Origin of the sequence: Achromobacter pulmonis (genome assembly GCF_902859765.1) — a bacterium.
GTDB lineage: Bacteria > Pseudomonadota > Gammaproteobacteria > Burkholderiales > Burkholderiaceae_B > Achromobacter > Achromobacter pulmonis.
Map to the genome: position 1 here is coordinate 154,963 of NZ_CADIJV010000003.1, position 17,252 is coordinate 172,214.

The 17,252-nt window shown below is 69.5% G+C and carries 17 protein-coding genes; 5 read left to right on the forward strand and 12 right to left on the reverse strand.

What is annotated here, in order from left to right:
* Positions 1-14: 14 nt before the first annotated feature.
* The 4 genes from HV701_RS04065 to HV701_RS04080 all read right to left on the reverse strand — a co-directional run bounded on the left by HV701_RS04065 (position 15) and on the right by HV701_RS04080 (position 4,110).
* Complete coding sequence (locus HV701_RS04065) at positions 15-998, reverse strand: Bug family tripartite tricarboxylate transporter substrate binding protein (protein ID WP_175131800.1); 984 nt, start codon at positions 996-998, stop codon at positions 15-17.
* 156 nt (positions 999-1,154) lie between these two features.
* The gene (locus HV701_RS04070; RefSeq protein WP_175131801.1) at positions 1,155-2,099 is read right to left on the reverse strand and encodes a LysR family transcriptional regulator; all 945 of its coding nucleotides are present in this window, start codon (positions 2,097-2,099) and stop codon (positions 1,155-1,157) included.
* 68 nt (positions 2,100-2,167) lie between these two features.
* Positions 2,168-3,319 (reverse strand): CaiB/BaiF CoA transferase family protein, encoded by a 1,152-nt coding sequence (locus HV701_RS04075; RefSeq protein WP_175131802.1) that lies wholly within the window; start codon positions 3,317-3,319, stop codon positions 2,168-2,170.
* Entirely contained in the window at positions 3,316-4,110 is a 795-nt protein-coding gene (locus HV701_RS04080; RefSeq protein ID WP_175131972.1) for an enoyl-CoA hydratase, read from the reverse strand. The genes HV701_RS04075 and HV701_RS04080 overlap by 4 nt, the downstream gene beginning before the upstream one ends.
* 170 nt (positions 4,111-4,280) lie before the next feature.
* On the opposite strand from HV701_RS04080, the gene HV701_RS04085 reads away from it, so the two are divergent.
* Positions 4,281-5,171 carry a hypothetical protein gene (locus HV701_RS04085; protein WP_254595102.1) on the forward strand — a complete coding sequence of 297 codons (891 nt, stop codon included), beginning with the start codon at positions 4,281-4,283 and terminating at the stop codon, positions 5,169-5,171.
* 1 nt (position 5,172) lies between these two features.
* Positions 5,173-5,865 (forward strand): hypothetical protein, encoded by a 693-nt coding sequence (locus HV701_RS04090; RefSeq protein ID WP_217467949.1) that lies wholly within the window; start codon positions 5,173-5,175, stop codon positions 5,863-5,865.
* Positions 5,866-5,892: 27 nt separating this feature from the next.
* On the opposite strand, the gene HV701_RS04095 is transcribed toward HV701_RS04090, so the two are convergent.
* Both HV701_RS04095 and HV701_RS04100 read right to left on the reverse strand, forming a co-directional pair.
* A complete protein-coding gene (locus HV701_RS04095) occupies positions 5,893-6,591 on the reverse strand; it encodes a YiiX family permuted papain-like enzyme (RefSeq protein WP_254595103.1) in 699 nt (232 codons plus the stop codon).
* A gap of 35 nt (positions 6,592-6,626) precedes the next feature.
* Complete coding sequence (locus HV701_RS04100) at positions 6,627-7,370, reverse strand: SDR family oxidoreductase (RefSeq protein WP_175131803.1); 744 nt, start codon at positions 7,368-7,370, stop codon at positions 6,627-6,629.
* Between the two features lie 125 nt (positions 7,371-7,495).
* Between HV701_RS04100 and HV701_RS04105 the strand changes: the two genes are divergently transcribed.
* Positions 7,496-8,416, forward strand: a complete 921-nt coding sequence (locus tag HV701_RS04105) for a LysR family transcriptional regulator (protein ID WP_175131804.1) — start codon at positions 7,496-7,498, stop codon at positions 8,414-8,416.
* Here HV701_RS04105 and HV701_RS04110 read toward each other — a convergent pair.
* The 6 genes from HV701_RS04110 to HV701_RS04135 form a co-directional block, all read right to left on the reverse strand.
* On the reverse strand, positions 8,395-9,789 hold the full coding sequence (locus HV701_RS04110) for a GntP family permease (RefSeq protein WP_175131805.1): 1,395 nt from the start codon (positions 9,787-9,789) through the stop codon (positions 8,395-8,397). The two genes, HV701_RS04105 and HV701_RS04110, sit on opposite strands and share 22 nt — an antisense overlap.
* A 144-nt stretch (positions 9,790-9,933) precedes the next feature.
* Complete coding sequence (locus HV701_RS04115; protein ID WP_175131806.1) at positions 9,934-10,380, reverse strand: NUDIX hydrolase; 447 nt, start codon at positions 10,378-10,380, stop codon at positions 9,934-9,936.
* A gap of 139 nt (positions 10,381-10,519) precedes the next feature.
* Entirely contained in the window at positions 10,520-11,806 is a 1,287-nt protein-coding gene (locus HV701_RS04120; protein ID WP_175131807.1) for an ABC transporter substrate-binding protein, read from the reverse strand.
* A gap of 170 nt (positions 11,807-11,976) precedes the next feature.
* Complete coding sequence (locus HV701_RS04125; RefSeq protein WP_175131808.1) at positions 11,977-12,720, reverse strand: GntR family transcriptional regulator; 744 nt, start codon at positions 12,718-12,720, stop codon at positions 11,977-11,979.
* A gap of 11 nt (positions 12,721-12,731) precedes the next feature.
* Complete coding sequence (locus HV701_RS04130; protein ID WP_175131809.1) at positions 12,732-14,339, reverse strand: AMP-binding protein; 1,608 nt, start codon at positions 14,337-14,339, stop codon at positions 12,732-12,734.
* 4 nt (positions 14,340-14,343) lie between these two features.
* Entirely contained in the window at positions 14,344-15,378 is a 1,035-nt protein-coding gene (locus HV701_RS04135; RefSeq protein ID WP_175131810.1) for a cyclase family protein, read from the reverse strand.
* A 157-nt stretch (positions 15,379-15,535) separates the two neighbouring features.
* Between HV701_RS04135 and HV701_RS04140 the strand changes: the two genes are divergently transcribed.
* Positions 15,536-16,531 (forward strand): Bug family tripartite tricarboxylate transporter substrate binding protein, encoded by a 996-nt coding sequence (locus HV701_RS04140; RefSeq protein WP_175131811.1) that lies wholly within the window; start codon positions 15,536-15,538, stop codon positions 16,529-16,531.
* Complete coding sequence (locus HV701_RS04145; protein WP_175131812.1) at positions 16,528-17,250, forward strand: SDR family oxidoreductase; 723 nt, start codon at positions 16,528-16,530, stop codon at positions 17,248-17,250. Before HV701_RS04140 ends, HV701_RS04145 begins: the two co-directional genes overlap by 4 nt.
* The last annotated feature ends 2 nt before the right edge of the window (positions 17,251-17,252 follow it).

Here is a 17,252-nt window from a genome sequence, read left to right on the forward strand (position 1 = left end):
CACGCCCGGCGCGTTTATTGCGGTTCGATCTTCGCGTCGATCGCGCGCTGGGTCCAGATCTGGCGCTGCGACTGGGTGAAGGCCCGGTGCTCGGCCAGCGTGTTGGGGGCGACCTGCATGCCCAGCGTTTCGAATTTGGCGACGCTGTCGGGTTCTTGCAGGATGCGGGTGATCTCGCGGTTCAGGCGCTCGACCACCGGCGCCGGCGTGTCTTTGGGCGCGGCCACGCCCACCCAGACCACCAGGTCGAAATGCTTGTAGCCCAGCTCGGCCAGCGTCGGCACGTCGAGGAAGTCCTTCGAGCGCGCCTGCCCGGTGAAGGCGATGCCCTTGAGTTTGCCGCCGCGCATGAACGAGGTCACCACCGACAGGTCGGCGAACAGGTAATCGACGTGACCGCCGAGCAGGTCGGTGACGGCGGGCGGCTGGCTCTTGTAGGGCACGGCGTTGGCGGCGGCGCCAGCGACGCTGTTGAAGGTGGCGCCGGCGATCTGGCTGGTGGGCGAGCCGTAGGCATAGTTCAGCGGCTTGGCGCGGGTGGCCTGTACCAGCGCCGGCACCGAGTCGTAGGGCGAGTCGGCGCGCACCACCAGCATCATCGGAATGGTGGCGATACGGATGACGTGGATGAAATCGCCGGTCGGGTCGTAGGGCAACTTGCGGAACAGGGCGGGCGTGGCCGAGTGCGTCGAGCTGCTGGTCAGGATCAGGGTGTAGCCGTCGGGCGCGGCGCGCGCGGCGGTGGACGAACCGATGGTGCCGGACGCGCCGGGCTTGTTCTCGATCACGATCGGCACGCCCAGGCGCGGGCCGAGCTTTTCCATCAGGATGCGGGCGCTGGTGTCGGTGGCGCTGCCGGGCGAGAACGGCACCACGATGGTGATAGGCTTGCTGGGATAGACGTCGGCGGCCTGCGCGGCGCCAGTGGCGGCGGCCAGGGCCAGGGCGCAGGCGGCGGCGAACTGGCGCGCGCGGCTGCGTTCCGGGGATTGGGTCATGAAAGTCTCCTGTGTTGTTCTGCGGCCCCGCGGCGACATGCGGGCGTCAGGGCCGCTGCCATGATGCGGCCGCACGGCTTATCCCAACAAGGGACTAATTTTCATAGACCTATTCCGTATCCGGATAAGTCTGGCGGGGCGCAGCCGGGCCCGCCGTCAGGCGCCGGCGCCGTCTTCATCGTAGCGGGTCGGGTCAGGCGCCGCTTCGCGCGCCCGCAAGGTCTGCTCCAGGCCGGTCAGGAACGCGTCCGCCGCCAATGACAGGCGGGTGCTGTGGCGCTGGATCAGCCATAGCGCATGGCCGCGCTGGCCGGCGCCGCCGATGGGCGCGGTGACCAGGCCCAGCTGGCGCGCGAAGGCGCAGACGTAGCCGGGCACCACGGTGATGCCCAGGCCGGCGCGCACCAGGTTCAGCACCGAGGTCAGCATCCCGGCCTCGATGCCGGACCGGAATTGCAGGTCGAGTTCGCCGCCGATGCGGTCGACCGCGCGGCGCACGCTGTAGACGTTGCGCAGCGTGATGTGCGCGTGCGCGGCCAGGTCGGCCCAGCGCACCTGCTTGCGGCGCGCCAGTGGGTGGCCGGGGGCATAGACGGCATGCATGGTGTCGCGGTAGATCACCCGCGCGGCCAGTTCGCCGCCTTCTGTCTCGGTGGAGACGACGCCGAAATCGGCGCGGCCATGGCGCACGTGCTCGATGGTTTCGTCGGTGTTCAGTTCGAACAGGTCCAGCTTCACGCCCGGATGGCGGCGGTGGTAGCGCGCGATGACGCCGCCCAGCAGGCCGACCATCATCATCGGCGAGCAGGCCACGCCGACCACGCCGCGCTCCAGCGAGCGCAGGCCGGACATGCTGCGCTCGGCCGCGCGCACCGTGCCCAGGATTTCCTGCGCATAGGCATAGAAGTCGGCCGCGCCCTCGCATGGCGTGACGCTGCGGGTCGAGCGTTCGAACAGCGGCTGGCCGACCTCGGCCTCGAGTTCGGCGCACAGCTTGCTGACGGCCGACTGCGTGACGAAGGCGGCGCGGGCGGCGGCGGTGAAGCTGCGCAGCTCGTAGAGCGCGCAGAACACGCGCAACTGCTTCAGGGTGATGTTCATGGTCGGGGCGAAGTGGGGGCACGGGATGCGCCGGGGCGCGGCGCATGCGTCCACCGCGTCCCGGCGCGTCAATCGGCTTCGAGCATATCGCGATCCGCGTCCTGGCGCGGCGCGAGGCGGCGGATCGAACCCGGCGTGCGCGAGAAGCGCACCGGGATGGCGGTGGCCGTCAGGGTGCCTTCAGTGGGGTGTTCGACCCGCTGGAAAAAGCCGGTGGCGGCCAGGTGCGGATCGTCGAACAGCGCCTCGGGCGCGTTGACGCGCGAGTGCGGGATGTCGGCGTCGGCCAGCAGAGTCAGCCAGTCTGCGGTGGCGCGCAGCGCGACAATGGCCGCCAGGTCGCTGTAGAGTGCGTCGAAATTGCGGGCGCGGGTCTCGGCGCTGGCGTAGCGCGGGTCGGCGGCCAGGTCGGCGCGCGCGGCCAAGGTGAAGAAGCGTTGCCATTGGGCGTCGGTATACGGCAGCAGCGCCAGGAAGCCGTCGCGGGTGCGGTAGGGCCGGCGCTCGGGCGACAGCACGCGGCGGTAGCCCATGGCGCCGCGCGGCGGCTCGAAGGTGCGCCCGCCCAGGTGCTCGACCAGGGTGAAGGACACCAGCGTCTCGAACATGGGCACCTCGATCGCCTGGCCTTGGCCGGATTTCTCGCGTTCGTACAGCGCCATCGGGATGGCGTAGGCCAGCGTCAGTCCGGCCACCTTGTCGGCCATGATGGTGTTGATGTAGGCCGGCGCGCCGCTGTTGCGGCCCTGCAGGTCGGCCAGGCCGCTCATGGCCTGGATGATGTCGTCGAAGGCCGGCTGCGCGGCGTAGGGACCGTCCTGGCCGAAGCCCACCGCCGAGCAATAGATCAGGCGTGGGTTGCGCGCCCGCAGGCTGGCGGCGTCCAGGCCGATCCGCGCCAGCGCGCGCGGCCGCACGTTGGAGATGAAGACGTCGGCGCCGTCGACCAGCCGCAGCAGGTGTTGCCGCTCGCCCGGGTCTTTGGCGTTCAGGGTGATGCTGCGCTTGTTGCGGTTCAGATTCAGGTAGACCGCGCCCATGCCAGGCGAGGCCGCCGGCGCCGAGGCGCGGAACACGTCGCCTTCGGGCGCTTCGACCTTGATGATCTCGGCGCCCATGTCGCCCAGGATCTGGGTGGCGTAAGGGCCCATGCCGACCGAGGTCATGTCGACCACTCGCACGCCGGCCAGCGGGCCGGTGGCCGGGGCCGCGGCCGTCATTGCGCCCCCCGCGCGCGTTTGCGGGCCAGGAACGGCGCCATGTATTGGCGCGGTTCGTCCGTGGTGAAGGCCGCGCCGAAAGCGTCGACGCTGCGGTCCAGGCCGGCTTCGACCGTCGACGTCTCCCAGTAGCGCAGCAGCGCCTTCTGCGCGCGCACGGCCCGTGGCCCGCTGTGGGCGATGGGGGCGACGGTGCGCTCGACCAGCGCGTCCAGCTCGCCGGCTTCGCACAGGAATTGCAGGAAGCCCCAGCGCAGCGCCTGCTCGGCGTCGACCGTGGCGCCGGTCAGCAGCAGCCAATTGGTGGCGCCCGGGCCGATCAGCGCCGGCAGCAGCACGGCGTGGATCACCGACGGGATGCCGACCTGCACTTCGGGCATGCCGAAGACGCCGTCGCGCGAGCCCAGGCGGATGTCGCAGGCCGCCGCCAGTTCCATGCCAGCGCCCAGGCAGAAGCCGGGCAGGCGGGCGATGGTGGGCACCGGCACCGCGCGCACCGCTTCGCACAGATCGCGCAGGCGGCTGATGAAGGCGCGGCCGCCGTTCGGATCGAGTTCGGCCATTTCGTAGATGTTGGCGCCGCCGACGAAGGCCTTGTCGCCGCTGCCGCGCAGCACCAGCGCGCGGGCGTCGGCCTGCGCGGCGATCCAGCGCACGGCGTCGGTCAGGCCCAGCGTGACCGGCGATGCCAGGATGTTCATGCTCTTGGCGTCGTCGATCCGCAGCGTGTAGACGCCGCGCGCGTCGCGCTCGATATGGCTGTGGGGGAAGGCGGGAATCGGGGCGCTCATGGGCTTGCTGTCTCCATTGGATTCGTGGGCGATGCCGGTCATGCTAGGCCCGGCCGTTGATCACGACAAACAAGTAATTTTCATGGAATGAGTCCAAGTTGGAATGAATCGCCGCGATAGGGCGGCGCCGGCTCGCGCCGCGCCAGACGGTAGAATGCGCGGATCTCAAATTGGCAGGGATTGCCGGGCAAGCCGTGGCGCAGTTGTCTCGAACCGATTTCCTTTCTTTGCGCGCCATCCTGGCGGGGCTGGGCCTGGCGTGGGCGGCGGCGCAGACGCCCATGGCCGCCGGCGCGCAAGCCGCTCCCTCGGCAGCGCCGCCGGCCGACAGCCGTGTCAGCGAGCAGATCGGCGCGTTCCGGCTGGACGGGCGCGAAGGGTCGCGCCTGCGCACGATCAACTATCGCGGCCAGCCCTATCGGCCCCTGAATGCCTTTGAATTCATCCATGTCAGGGCGCTGGGCCCGATGGCCGGCGGCCAGCCCGTCTTGCTGGCGGTGTCGAACGACTTCATGGGCGTGGGCACGATTCTGATCGCGGTGCAGAACGACACGCCGCTGGCGCGCGTGCTCAGCCCGGTCGTCGATGTGCGCGACCCGGACCTGGGCCTGGCGCAGCCGGGCCGCCAGGATCTGTTGCTGTTCATCGCGGGGGCGCGCGCCCTGGTCACATCCACCGCACAGGTGTTGTGGTTCGAAGACCGCATCCCCGGACAGGGCGGGGCGCCGGTCTCGCGTCTGGTGTCGGTGGCCCCGGACAACCGCAGCGCCGCCTTGCTGCTGGACGACGAAATCCGGCTCAGCGCGGCCGATGACGGCGTATATGCCCGCCTGCCGTTCACCAGCGCGATGCAAAGCAAGGCATTCCGGCCGATCTGGGACGAAACCTATGCGATCGCCAGGCGCCAACGGGACGCCGGCAAGCCGATCGACCAGCGCCGCCTGTATGACAACATGAGAGCCGAATGGATCAATCGGAACTTCCGCTGGCAGCCCTCCAAAGACGGATGGCAGTTCCGCGGCCAGGGGCTGACCGCCATCCCGGTGCGGCCGGCGCGGTGACATGACGTCGATATCCTTTCCGCGTCTTCGCGCGCGTCGGGCAGGCCTGCCGCCGCTGGCGCTGTCGGCGCTGCTGCTGGCGGGGTGCGCCAGCCATGCGCCCAACCGCCTGGACGACATTCGCAGCGAAGCGGCCAACCCCGCCGACGCGGTGCTGACGCTGGACGTGACGTTTGCGCGAGCGCCGGACTACGCGCCACGGTCCAGGCAGGGCCTGGCGCCCAACAGGCACCTGGCGCTTTCGGGCTACCCGAACATCGACATTCCGTTCTATCAGAAGGGCCTGGGTTTCGATCTGGGCGTGCTGGGCGACCCGCGCGCCTTGCTGGCGCTGCCTTATCCGTCGCCGAAGATGGATTCGTCCATGGCCAGACTGAAAGTCTTCGGCGAGCGCCTGGATGACAGGCGCTATCGGTTCCTGGTGCTGCCCCGCGCCGGATGGCGCAGCCTGGACAGCTTCCAGGTCGCCTTTGCCATCAATGGCCGCGCCGAGGCCATGACCTTCGCCTACAGCGTCAAGGCGGTCTGCGAGAGCCATTTCGATGTCACCACGCCCACCTACGGGTTCGCGATGTCGGTGTCGGCGCGCTTTGCGGGCGACCAACCGGGTTGCCTGAAAGCCTGCGACGCGCGCCCGGGATTTCCCGGCCAATGCGCGTTCTTCACGGGTTTCAAGACGGTGCCGGGCCTGTAGCGCCGCGGGCTGGCCAGGCCCGGCCCGCTAGCGTTCCACGACTGTCGTCAGCAGGGGAGAATCGAACATCGCGGCGGGCGAGATGATGGGCTCTTCCCAGGGAATGTCCTTGCCATAGCGCTCCTGCATCTTGGCGCGCACGGCGGGCGCGCTCAGGTCGAAGCCCTTCAACGGTTGCAGCGCGCCGATCTGCACGCCCAGCGCGCGCTGGTAGGTCTTCCACACCAGTTCGGAACAGTAGATCCGGTCATCCGACCAGCCGAACACCAGGTCATAGGGCCTGCCGACGTACTGCGCCCCGGTGCGCGCCAGCCGGTCGCGCGCCTCGGGCGTCAGCCGCGCCGAGTCGCGCAGGCGCTTGACGACGTATTTGCCGTCTTCGCCCCGCGCCGCCCAACTGGCCAATGGCGTATAGCTGACCGTGGCGGCGGCCTCCAGCACATAGGGAGCGCCCTGGCGCAGCACGATCATGCCCATGTGGCTGTAGGGCGAATGCGTGGCCTGCTGGATGGCCAGGCTCTGGGCCGATCGGGATTGCTGGAACACCAAGTCGCCGGTCTGCACCTGCGGCTCGGCCCCGGCGGCCCGCGTGGCCAGGCATAGCGTGGCGAGCGCCAGGGCGGGCGCCCAGGCGCGGCGCGGCCCGTGGCGTGCGGACCGATCCGGCGGGGGGATCGGGCGGGTCCGGCGCGTGGCGGCCAGGTTCATGGCGTTGTCTGCTTGCATGCGCGCAACAGTAGCATCCGCGCCGCCATCGCGCTTCAGGCGATGCCGCCGTTGGCGCGCAGCACCTGGCCGTTGATCCAGCCGCCGTCGGCGCCGGCCAGGAACGACACGATGCCGGCGATGTCCTCGGGCTCGCCCAGACGTTCCAGCGGCGGCATCTTGGCGTAGTGCTCGATCAGTTCCACGCTCTTGCCCTGCTTGAACAGATCGGTGGCGACGGGGCCCGGCGCCACGGCGTTGACCGTGATGTGGCGGCCGCGCAGTTCCTTGGCGAACACGCGGGTGAAACCCTCGACCGCCGCCTTGCTGGCGATGTAGAGCCCATAGGTGGGCAGGTTCAGCGCCAGCGTGGTGCTGGAGATGTTGACGATGCGGCCGCCGTCGGCCAGCCGCGTGCCGGCCTCGCGCAGGGTGTTGAAGGTGCCGCGGGTGTTGATGTCGAAGGTCTGGTCGTAGAGCGCGTCGCTGGCCTCGGCCAGCGCCTGCAGCTTGAGCACGCCGGCGCTGTTGACCAGCACGTCGATGCGCCCGAGGCCGGCTTCGACCTGGTCGAACAGGGCGCGTACCTCGGCGGCCTTGGAAACGTCGGCGCGCACCGCCAGGGCGCGGCCGCCCGCCTGGCGGATCTCCTCGGCCAAGGTCTCGGCCTCGGCGGCGCTGGCGGCATAGTTGATGGCGACGGCGCAGCCGTCGGCGGCCAGGCGGCGGGCGATCGCGGCGCCGATGCCGCGCGAGGCGCCCGTGACCAGGGCGGTGCGTTGGGGGGCTGGAGAATTCATGGTGACTCCTGAAGGGTAGTGGGACGGATCATGCGGTGAGACGAATCATGAACTATTCCAAAGAAAAGATAATTACCCTTATTTTGCTAACATAATTTCATTTGCATAAATAATCGAGTCCGCCCATGGATCGCTTCCAGGAAATGCAGGTGTTCGTCCGCATCGCCGAACGGCGCAGTTTCTCCAAAGCGGCCGAGGACTTGCGGATTCCGCGCGCCACCGTCACCCACCTGATCAAGCGCCTGGAAAAGCGCCTGGGCGCGCGCCTGCTGGAGCGCACCACGCGCCAGGTGCGGCTGACCCACGACGGCGAAGCCTATTACCGGCGTTGCGTGCGCCTGCTGGCGGACCTGGAAGAGGCCGACGGCGCGTTCCTGAACACTGCGCCCAAGGGGCTGCTGCGGGTCAACCTGCAAGGCACGCTGGCGCGCGTGTTCGTGATGCCGGCGCTGCCCGGTTTCCTGGCGCGCTACCCCGACCTGGTGCTGCATCTGGGCGAGGACGACCGGCTGGTGGATCTGGTGCGCGAGGGCGTGGACTGCGTGCTGCGCGCCGGCACCCTGCAGGATTCGTCGCTGGTGGGCCGCCAGATTGCGTTGATGCCGCAGGTCACCGTCGCCAGCCCGGCCTACCTGGCGCGTTACGGCGAGCCCGCCACCCTGGACGACCTGGAGGGACACCGGGCGGTGGACTACGTGTCGTCATCCTCCGGCCGCAGCCTGCCGCTGGATTTCATGATGAACGGGCGCAATGTGCTGGCGCGGCCTGCCTCGGTCGTCAGCGTCAATGGCGCCGAGCTGTACACCAGCGCGGCGCTGGCGGGCCTGGGCCTGGTCCAGGTGCCGCGCTACCGCGTGGCCGACGACCTGGCGGCCGGACGGCTGCGGGTGGTGCTGCCCGACGCGCCGCCGGCGCCGATGCCGGTGTCGGTGCTGTACCCGCAGAACCGCCAGGTATCGGCGCGGGTGCGCGTGTTCAGCCAGTGGCTGGCCGAAATCTTCGGCCGCGCTTTCGGCCAGGACGATCAGACGATGCCGGTCAGGTAGTACACCGCGATCACCAGGAACACCGACAGCGTCGAGATCAGCGTGATGGCGAAGATGTCGCCGTACGATTGGCGATGGGTCAGTCCGGTGACGGCCAGCAGGGTGATGACGGCGCCGTTGTGCGGCAGGGTGTCCATGCCGCCCGATGCCATGGCGGCGATGCGGTGCAGCACTTCCATGGGAATGCCGGCCGCTTGGGCGCTGTCGATGAAGGTCTGCGCCATGGCCGCCAGCGCGATGCTCATGCCGCCGGAGGCCGAGCCGGTGATGCCGGCCAGGGAGGTTACCGCCACCGCCTCGCCCACCAACGGGTCCGGAATCGCCTTGAGCGCGCTGGCCACCATCAGGAAGCCGGGCAGGGCCGCGATCACGCCGCCGAAGCCGTATTCGGCCGCGGTGTTCATGGACGCCAGCAGCGCGCCCGACACCGCGCTCTTGCTGCCTTCGGCGAAGTGGGCCTTGATGTGCGAGAACGAGAACACCAGGATGGTGGCGATGCCCGCGATCAGCGCGCCCATCACCGCCCACAGCGCCACCTGGTCCTGGGCATTGACCGGCATGGGGCGCGGCAGGCCGGGCAGGTCGACCTGCGAGCCGGCCGGATACCAGCCGGGAATCCAGCGCGTGAGCAGGTAGTTGGCCACGCCTACCACCACCAGGGGCAGCAGCGCCACCAGCGGATGATGCTCGCGACCGCCGGGCGGGGTCTCGGGTTCGTTGCGCAGTTCGGTGCCATAGCCTTCGCCGGCCCGCGCGGCGCGCTTGCGGCGCCATTCCAGGTAGGCCACGCCGACCGCCAGCGTGAAGGCCGCGCCGATCAGTCCGAGCCAGGGCGCGGCCCAGGTGGTGGTTTCGAAAAAGGTGGTGGGAATGATGTTCTGGATCTGCGGCGTGCCCGGCAGCGCCGTCATGGTGAAGGTGAACGCGCCCAGCGCGATGGCGCCCGGCATCAGCCGCTTGGGAATGCCGCCCTGGCGGAACATCTCGGCCGCGAAGGGGTAGACCGCGAACACCACCACGAACAGCGACACGCCGCCGTAGGTCAGCACCGCGCAGACCAGCACGATGGCGACGATGGCGCGTTCCGCCCCGATCAGCCGCAGCACCGCCTGCACGATGGCGCGCGAGAAACCCGACAGTTCGATCAGCTTGCCGAACACCGCGCCCAGCAGGAATACGGGGAAATAGAGCTTGGCGAAGCCCGCCATGCGCTCCATGAAGATGCCCGAGAACACCGGCGCCAGCGCCGACGGGTCGGTCAGCAGCACCGCGCCCATGGCCGCGAGGGGCGCGCACAGGATGACGCTGTAGCCTCGATAGGCCGCCAGCATCAGGAACGCCAGCGCCGCCACCACGATAATCAATCCGGTCATTCATTACTCCAGGAATGAAGGGTTAAGGGGTGTGGGGCTACACCTTAACCGATCGATCCCGGCGGCTGTTTGACTCGCGGCCAGGGGCCGGTCCGATGTCGGACTGGACGACTCCCGCCAGGTGCGAATGGGCGGCCGGATCCTTCAGAGAATGCCAGCCGCAACCGCCAGGGCCGCCGCCTTGCGCGCGATGGCCGCCACCCCGAAGCTGGTCGCCAGCGCCTGGCCCTCCAGCTCGGCCAGCGGCACCCAGCGCGCGTCCAGCGCATCGTCGCCGGCCACCGGCTCGCCCGCCTGCCAGCGGCACAGCACGGCGATCAGGATGTAATGGCGGCGCAGCGCGCCGCTGTCGTCGCGGTCGAACACGTCGACGGCATCGAACACCTGCAACGGCTGCGCGCGCACGCCGCATTCCTCGAACAGTTCGCGCGCGGTCGCGTCTTCGAGAGGTTCGCCGGCCTCGATCTTGCCGCCCGGAAAGGCCCAGCGGCCCTGGTCGGGCGGGTTGGCGCGGCGCACCAGCAGCACGTGGCCATTGCGCACCACGGCGGCGATGGTGGCGGGAATGGGGCGTGAGGCGGGGCTGGACATCGGGCTTCCTTGGACGGGCGGGCAGCATTGCGGGCGCTGGGCCAGCCCCGAGAATAACGGAAGCGTGGGGCCGGCGGTGGCCGGGCCCGATATGCGCCGCGCCCGCCGCCGCGGGGGGCGGCGGCGGGCGGCCTCCTGCTTACTTCGCCGCCGTCTTCACCAGCGGGCAGGTCGACTTGGACAGCGGCATGAAGGCCTCGTCGCCCGGCAGCGTGGCCACCAGCTTGTAGTAGTCCCACGGCCGCTTGGACTCGGCCGGCGTCTTGACCTCGAACAGGTGCATGTCGTGCACCATGCGGCCATCCTCGCGGATGCGGCCATTGGTGGCGAAGAAGTCGTTGATCGGCATGGCCTTCATCTGCTTCATCACCGCCTCGGTCGCGTCGGTGCCGGCCGCCTGTACCGCCTTCAGATAGTGCATCACCGACGAGTAGGTGCCCGCCTGGCTCATGTTGGGCATCTTGTTGAGCTTGTCGTAGTAGCGCTGCGACCAGGCCCGCGTCTGGTCGTTCATGTCCCAGTAGAAGGCTTCTGTCAGCATCAGGCCGGCGGCCGATTCCAGGCCGATGGCGTGGATGTCGTTGATGTACAGCAGCAGGCCGGCCATCTTCTGGCCGCTCTGGGGCAGGCCGAATTCGCGCGCCGCCTTGATGGCGTTGACGGTGTCGCCGCCGGCATTGGCCAGGCCGACGATCTGGGCGCCGCTGGCCTGCGCCTGCAGCAGGTACGAGGCGAAGTCGCTGGTCCCGATGGGGTGGCGCGCGGCGCCCAGCACCGTGCCGCCGCGCGCCTTGACGACCTCGGTGGCCGAGGCCTGCAAGGTATGACCGAAGGCATAGTCGGCGGTCAGGAAGTACCAGCGCTTGCCGCCCCGGTCGACCGTGGCGCGGGCGGTGGTGTTGGCCAGCGACCAGGTGTCGTAGGTGTAGTGCACCGAGTAGGGCGAGCACAGGTCGTTGGTGATGCGTTCGGTGCCGGGGCCGCTGAAGACCACGATTTTCTTCTTTTGGCGCGCTACTTCCAGCACCGCCAGCGCCGGGGCCGAGCCGGCCACGTCCATGATGGCATCGACCTGCTGCGTGTCGTACCACTCGCGGGCGCGGGCCGCGGCGATGTCGGCCTTGTTCTGGTGGTCGACCACCAGCAGGTCGATTTTCTTGCCCAGCACCTTGCCGCCGAAGTCGTCGATGGCCATCTGCGCGGCGGTGGCGCTGCCTTTGCCGGTCACATCGGCATAGATGCCGCTCATGTCCAGGATCAGGCCGAGGCGGACCACGTCGTCGGAGATGGCGGCGGGAGCGCTTTGCGCCAGGGCGGCGGCGCTCAGGAACAGGCTGGCGCCGCAGGCGGCGGCCGTGGTGGATATGCGCGCGAAGCGGCGCGAGCAGATGCTGCGTTGCTGCGAAATCCGGGGCATGGGGGTCATGGTTGTCTCCATTTATGGTTATGCCGGATGTTTGCGGGAACTGCGCGCTTGGCCTCAAGGCCGCGCTTTTGTAATGGAATCGGACGGGCGGGGAAGCCGCCGGCGCCGGCCGCGGGCAGGCTCGCGGCGAGGGGCGTCTTCACGGGCGTTGCTGGAAAAGCCGGGTCCCCCTATCGTTGGCTCAACAGGTCGAATTCCATGCGCACCTTGCGGAACGGGAATTCCAGCCGCGCGAAATACACCACGCGGCCATCGATGCAGGCGTAGCGGCGCAGCTCGGCCACGGGCGAGGACACCGGGATCCGCAGCGATTCGGCCGACTCCTGGCCGGCCTCGATCACGTTCAGCACCTGGCGCGCCTCGCTGATGCGCGCGCCGTAGAACTGGTCCAGCACGGGCGCCACGGTGTTCTTCTGGATGCGGGCGCGGTGCTTGCGGAACAGGCTGCTCTCCAGGAATACCTCGCTATAGCAGAACGGGCCGGCGTCGGTGGTGTGCACGCGCCGCAGATACTGAAAGCGGCCGGCGCGGTCGGCATCGCAGCGCATGCCAAGCGTGTCCGGCAAGGGCGAGTCGGCGCTCGACTCCACCAGCGACACGGTGCCGAGCTGGTTGCTCAGTTCCACCGTCTCGGCCCAGGTCTTGGGAATCAGCAGGGTTGGCGTCTCGGGCAGGTCGGCGTTGACGAAGGTGCCCGAACCGCGCGAGCGCCGGATCAGGCCGTCCTGCTCCAACTGGCCCAGGGCCTGACGGATGGTGGCGCGCGAAATGCCGTAGGTCTCCATCAGCGCTTCCAGCGGGGGGATTTGCTGGCCGGGCCGCCAGGTGCGGTTCTGGATGTGGCTGCGGAACAGCGCCGCCGCCTGCAGGTAGAGCGGCTGGGGACTGTGCGAGAAAAGCGGGCGCGCGGGCATGGGCGTCTCGGTCAGGTAGGGGCGGGGGCCGCGAGCAGGCGGTCGGCCATCTCGCGCAGCCGGTGCTTCTGGATCTTGACCGAATTGGCGCTTTCCACCGAAGGGAATGCGTCCAGCACCGTGAAGCCGGCCGGCACCTTGAAGCCGGCCATGGCCTGCTTGCAGGCCGCGGTCCAGCCGGCGGCGTCGGCGTTGGCGCCGCTCTGCAGCAGCACGAAAGCGTAGGGCACGGTCTTGCCGTCGCGGGTGGCGCCGACCACCTGGCAGGCGCGCACGCCGGGCAGGGTCTCCACCACTTGTTCGATTTCCACCGGATTCACCAGGAAGCCGGACAAGCGCAGCGAGTCGCCCATGCGGGTCTGGAACACGAACTGGCGCGGGTTCAGGGTGTAGCCCAGGTCGCCGGTCTTGAAGTAGCCGTCATCGCTGCAGGCGTGGCGGCTGGCCTCGGGGTTGTCGAGGTAGCCGCGCATCAGGCTCGGCGAGAGGATTTCCAACTCGCCCGATTCGCCGTGCGGCAGGACCGCGCCGCTGGCCGGATCGCGCGCCCGCACCCTTGCCTCGGGGTAGATCAGGGTACCGCCGGGCTGGTGGCGCGCGGCCACGTCGCCTTCGCCGGGATCGCGCGGCTGGCCGGCCACCAGCGCGATCAGCTCGCTGGAGCCGTACAGTCCGGTCAGTGGCACGCCGGCCGCGCGCGCCAGGTCCAGCATGTGCTCGAGCGCCGGCGTGAAACTGGCGAAGCCGAACAGCCGTGCCGAGGCGAACGCGCCGGGCGCGGCCGCACGCATCATGGCGACCAGCGCCTCGTTGTTGGCGTAGGTGTGGGTGACGCGGTGGCGCTGGATCGCGGCGGCCGATTCGGCCGCGTCGAATACCGGCGCGCACACCACCGGCACGCCCCGCGCCAGCCCGCCTGCCAGCGTGGCGAAGCCGAAGGCGCCGCAGAATGGCGCGCTGGCCAGCACGCGGCTGTCGTCGTCATAGCCGAACGCCTGCGCCACCGTGGCGCCGTGGCGCAGCAGGGTGCGCTGGTCATGCAGCACGAATTTGGGTTGCGAGGTGGTGCCGGACGTGGTGAAGCACAGCACGCCGGCGTCCGGCTGGGGCGGCGGAGGCTCCCCGGGCGTGGCGCGCAGATCGGCATAACGGTATAGCGGCTTGCCGCGCAGCGCCAGCGCAAGCGCGTCGTCGGTCTCGGACAAGGCAACGATGCCTTGCAGCCGTTCCAGGCATTCGGGCGCGACGCCGTCCAGGATGCCCTGGAAGTCGATGCCTTTGAAGCCGGGCCAGAACACCAGCCAATCGGCGCGGCCGCGGCCAAGGATGTCGGCCAGCTCCAGCGCGCGAAAGCGGGTGTTGACCGCCAGCACCAGCGCGCCCAGGTGGGCGCAAGCCAGGAAGGTCTCGACCCAGGCGGCGCAGTTGGGCAGCCATACCGCCACGCGCTGGCCGGGCCGCACGCCGATGCGCGCCAGGCCGGCGGCCAGGGCGCGGCTGCGCGCGCGCAGGTCGGCGTGGCTGACGGCACGGTCGCGGTCGATCAAGGCGGGACGGTCGGGGTGATTCGAGGCCAGCGTGTCGAGATGATGCGAAAACAGGGTGGGGAGCGACGTCATGGCCTTACACCGTGGCGATCGGCGTCACCGGCGAACCCACCGCGCCCGGCAGGCGCAGCGGCGGCGCGGTCAGCAGGAATCGGTTGCGTCCCTGCGCGTGCAGCCAGTCGGCCAGCGCCTTCAGGTACCACAGCTCGGCCAGCGGCACGCCCAGCTTGAACAGGCAGTGATGGTGCAACGGCAGGATCGAATGACCGGGGCCGGCGGTGCGGGCCGGGTAGGCTTCGACCGCGTAGTTGTCGGCGCAGATTGCCGCCACGCCGCTGTCGCTGATCCAGCCCAGCAACGCCGCGTCGGCGCCGTCCAGCACCGCGCCGGTCTGCTCCAGGCGGTGCGGATCCGGCCGGCCGTCCATTTCCAGCAGCGCTTCGGCGAAGCCGGTGCGCAGCACCAGCATGTCGCCCGGCTCGACCACGACCTGTTGTTCGCGCATCGCCGCCTGCAACTGGGTAAGGCCCACCCGCGTGCGGCCGGGGCCGAAGGCGCGCGCCAGATCGATCAGCACGCCGCGGCCCTGCATGCCTTTTTCGGCATAGCGGTTGATGCCGAGCTTGCGCGCGTACGAACCGCCCGGCGGGCAGCAGGCGTCGGGCGCGGCATCGTCGCCGCCGAACACGTCCACCCCGGCGGCATAGCCGTTGTAGTAGACACGGCGGGCCTGGCCGTCGCCCTGGATGTCGAACTGCGCGCCGACGTGGCACAGGCCGTCCCACTGGGTCGAGTATTGCAGGCTGAGCGTGACCTGGTCGTCCGACAGCACGTCGACAGCCTCGGCTTGCAGCCGCGCCATGGCGAAGTTCAGGTAGGGCGTGCCGTCGCGGAAGGTGGGCTTGAGCTGCGGCGGATGGCGGCGCGGGTTGAGTACGTTGCCGCCGGGCAGGTCCAGCGGCAACGACAGGCAGAAGACCTTGCCGGCGCGCACTTCACGCACCCCCTGCAGCACTTTTTCCTCGGTCAGCAGGTTCAGGCGGCCGATCTCGTCGTCCGGCCCGAAGTCGCCCCAGGTCGATCCCTCGGGACGGCGCGTCCAGCGTTTCATGGTTTGTCTCCGGTATCCATTTCGTGTTCTTGTGAATATAGTACGTATTTACGTACTATAGGAAGTGCCCGCCTTGCGCGGGCATCCACCAACAGCATCCGCCCCGAGGCGGAGCCAGAAGAAATCCGCACCAGCGGATTCGCGAGGAGACATATTCATGACGCATTCCCTGTACAGGCGCGCCGGGCGGCGCGCGCTGGCCGTGGCCGCCCTGGCCGCGCTGGCCATGTCCGCGGCGCATGCCGCCGGCTATCCCGAGCATCCCATCACTGTGGTGGTGCCATATCCGCCGGGCGGCGGCGCCGACATCTTCGGCCGCGCCATCGCCAACGCGCTGCAGCCGGGCTTGAAGCAGACCGTGCTGGTCGAGAACAAGCCGGGCGCGGGCGGCAACATCGGCATGGCCTACGTGGCGCGCGCCAAGGCCGATGGCTACACGCTGGGCCTGGGCACCATCGGCACCCAGACCATCAACCAGTTCCTGTACAGCAATATGGCGTTCGATCCGGAGCGCGACCTGGTGCCGATCGCGCTGGTGTCCACCACGCCCAACGTCATCGCCGTCAGCGCCAAGTCGCCCTACAAGACCGTGGCCGACGTGATCCAGGCCGCCAGGCAGTCCAAGGACAGGAAGCTGACCTACGCATCGCCCGGAGTGGGTTCGTCGGTGCACCTGACGGGCGCCTATTTCGAGGCCATGGCCGGCGTGACCCTGCTGCACGTGCCGTTCAAGGGCTCCTCGGCATCGCTGCCGGCGGTGGCCGGCGGCCAGGTCGACCTGTTGTTCGACAACCTGCCTGGCGCGCTGGCGCAGATCAAAGACGGCAACCTGGTGCGCGGGGTGGCGGTGACCTCGGCCGCGCGCGATCCCTCGGTGCCAAACCTGCCCACGGTGGCCGAGTCCGGCCTGCCGGGCTTTGACGTGACGGCGTGGTTCGCGCTGTACGCGCCGCGCGGCACGCCGGAGCCGGTGGTGCGGCAACTGATCGAGGCGGCGCGCAGCGGGCTGGCCACGCCGGCCATCGCCACCAACTTCGCCACCATGGGCGCCAAACCGGGTACGCTGTTCGGTCCCGAGCTTGCGGCGTTCGAGCGCCAGGAACGCGGCAAATGGGGCCGTCTCATCAAGGACAAGGGAATCACCGCGCAATGACCGCTCCCATCGTATTGGTCACCGGCGGCAGCCGGGGCATCGGCCGCGCCATCGTCGCGCGGCTGTTGCAGGACGGCTTCGAGGTCGTCAACTTCAGCCGCCGCCCGCCGCAGGCGACATTGCCCGGCGAAACCTTCCAGTCCGTGGACCTGGGCGATGCGGCTGCCACGGCGGCGGCCGCGTCGGCCTTGGCGGCGGCGCGGCCGGTGCTGCACCTGGTCAACAACGCCGGCATGATCCAGGTGGCGGACATCGACGCCGTGACCCAGGAGGATCTGGCGCGTACGGTGGCGTTGAACCTGGCCGCGCCGCTACTGCTGCTGCAGGCGTTGTTGCCGGGCATGCGCGAGGCGGGCTACGGGCGCGTGGTCAACATCGGCAGCCGCGCCGGGCTGGGCAAGCCGGGCCGTTCGGCCTATGGCGCCACCAAGTCCGGCCTGGCCGGCATGACGCGCACCTGGGCGCTGGAATTGGGCAAGGACGGCATCACCGTCAATACCGTCGCACCCGGGCCGATCGCCACCGAACTGTTCGAGCAGTCGAACCCGCCGGGCGACCCGCGGACGGTGGCGCTGGAGGCGTCCATCCCGGTGGGCCGCGTCGGCCGGCCCGAGGACGTGGCGCACGCGGTTGCGCTGTTCCTGGACCGGCGCGCCGGCTTCATGACCGGCCAACTGCTGTATGTGTGCGGCGGCATGTCGGTCGGCTTGGCGGCATAGGC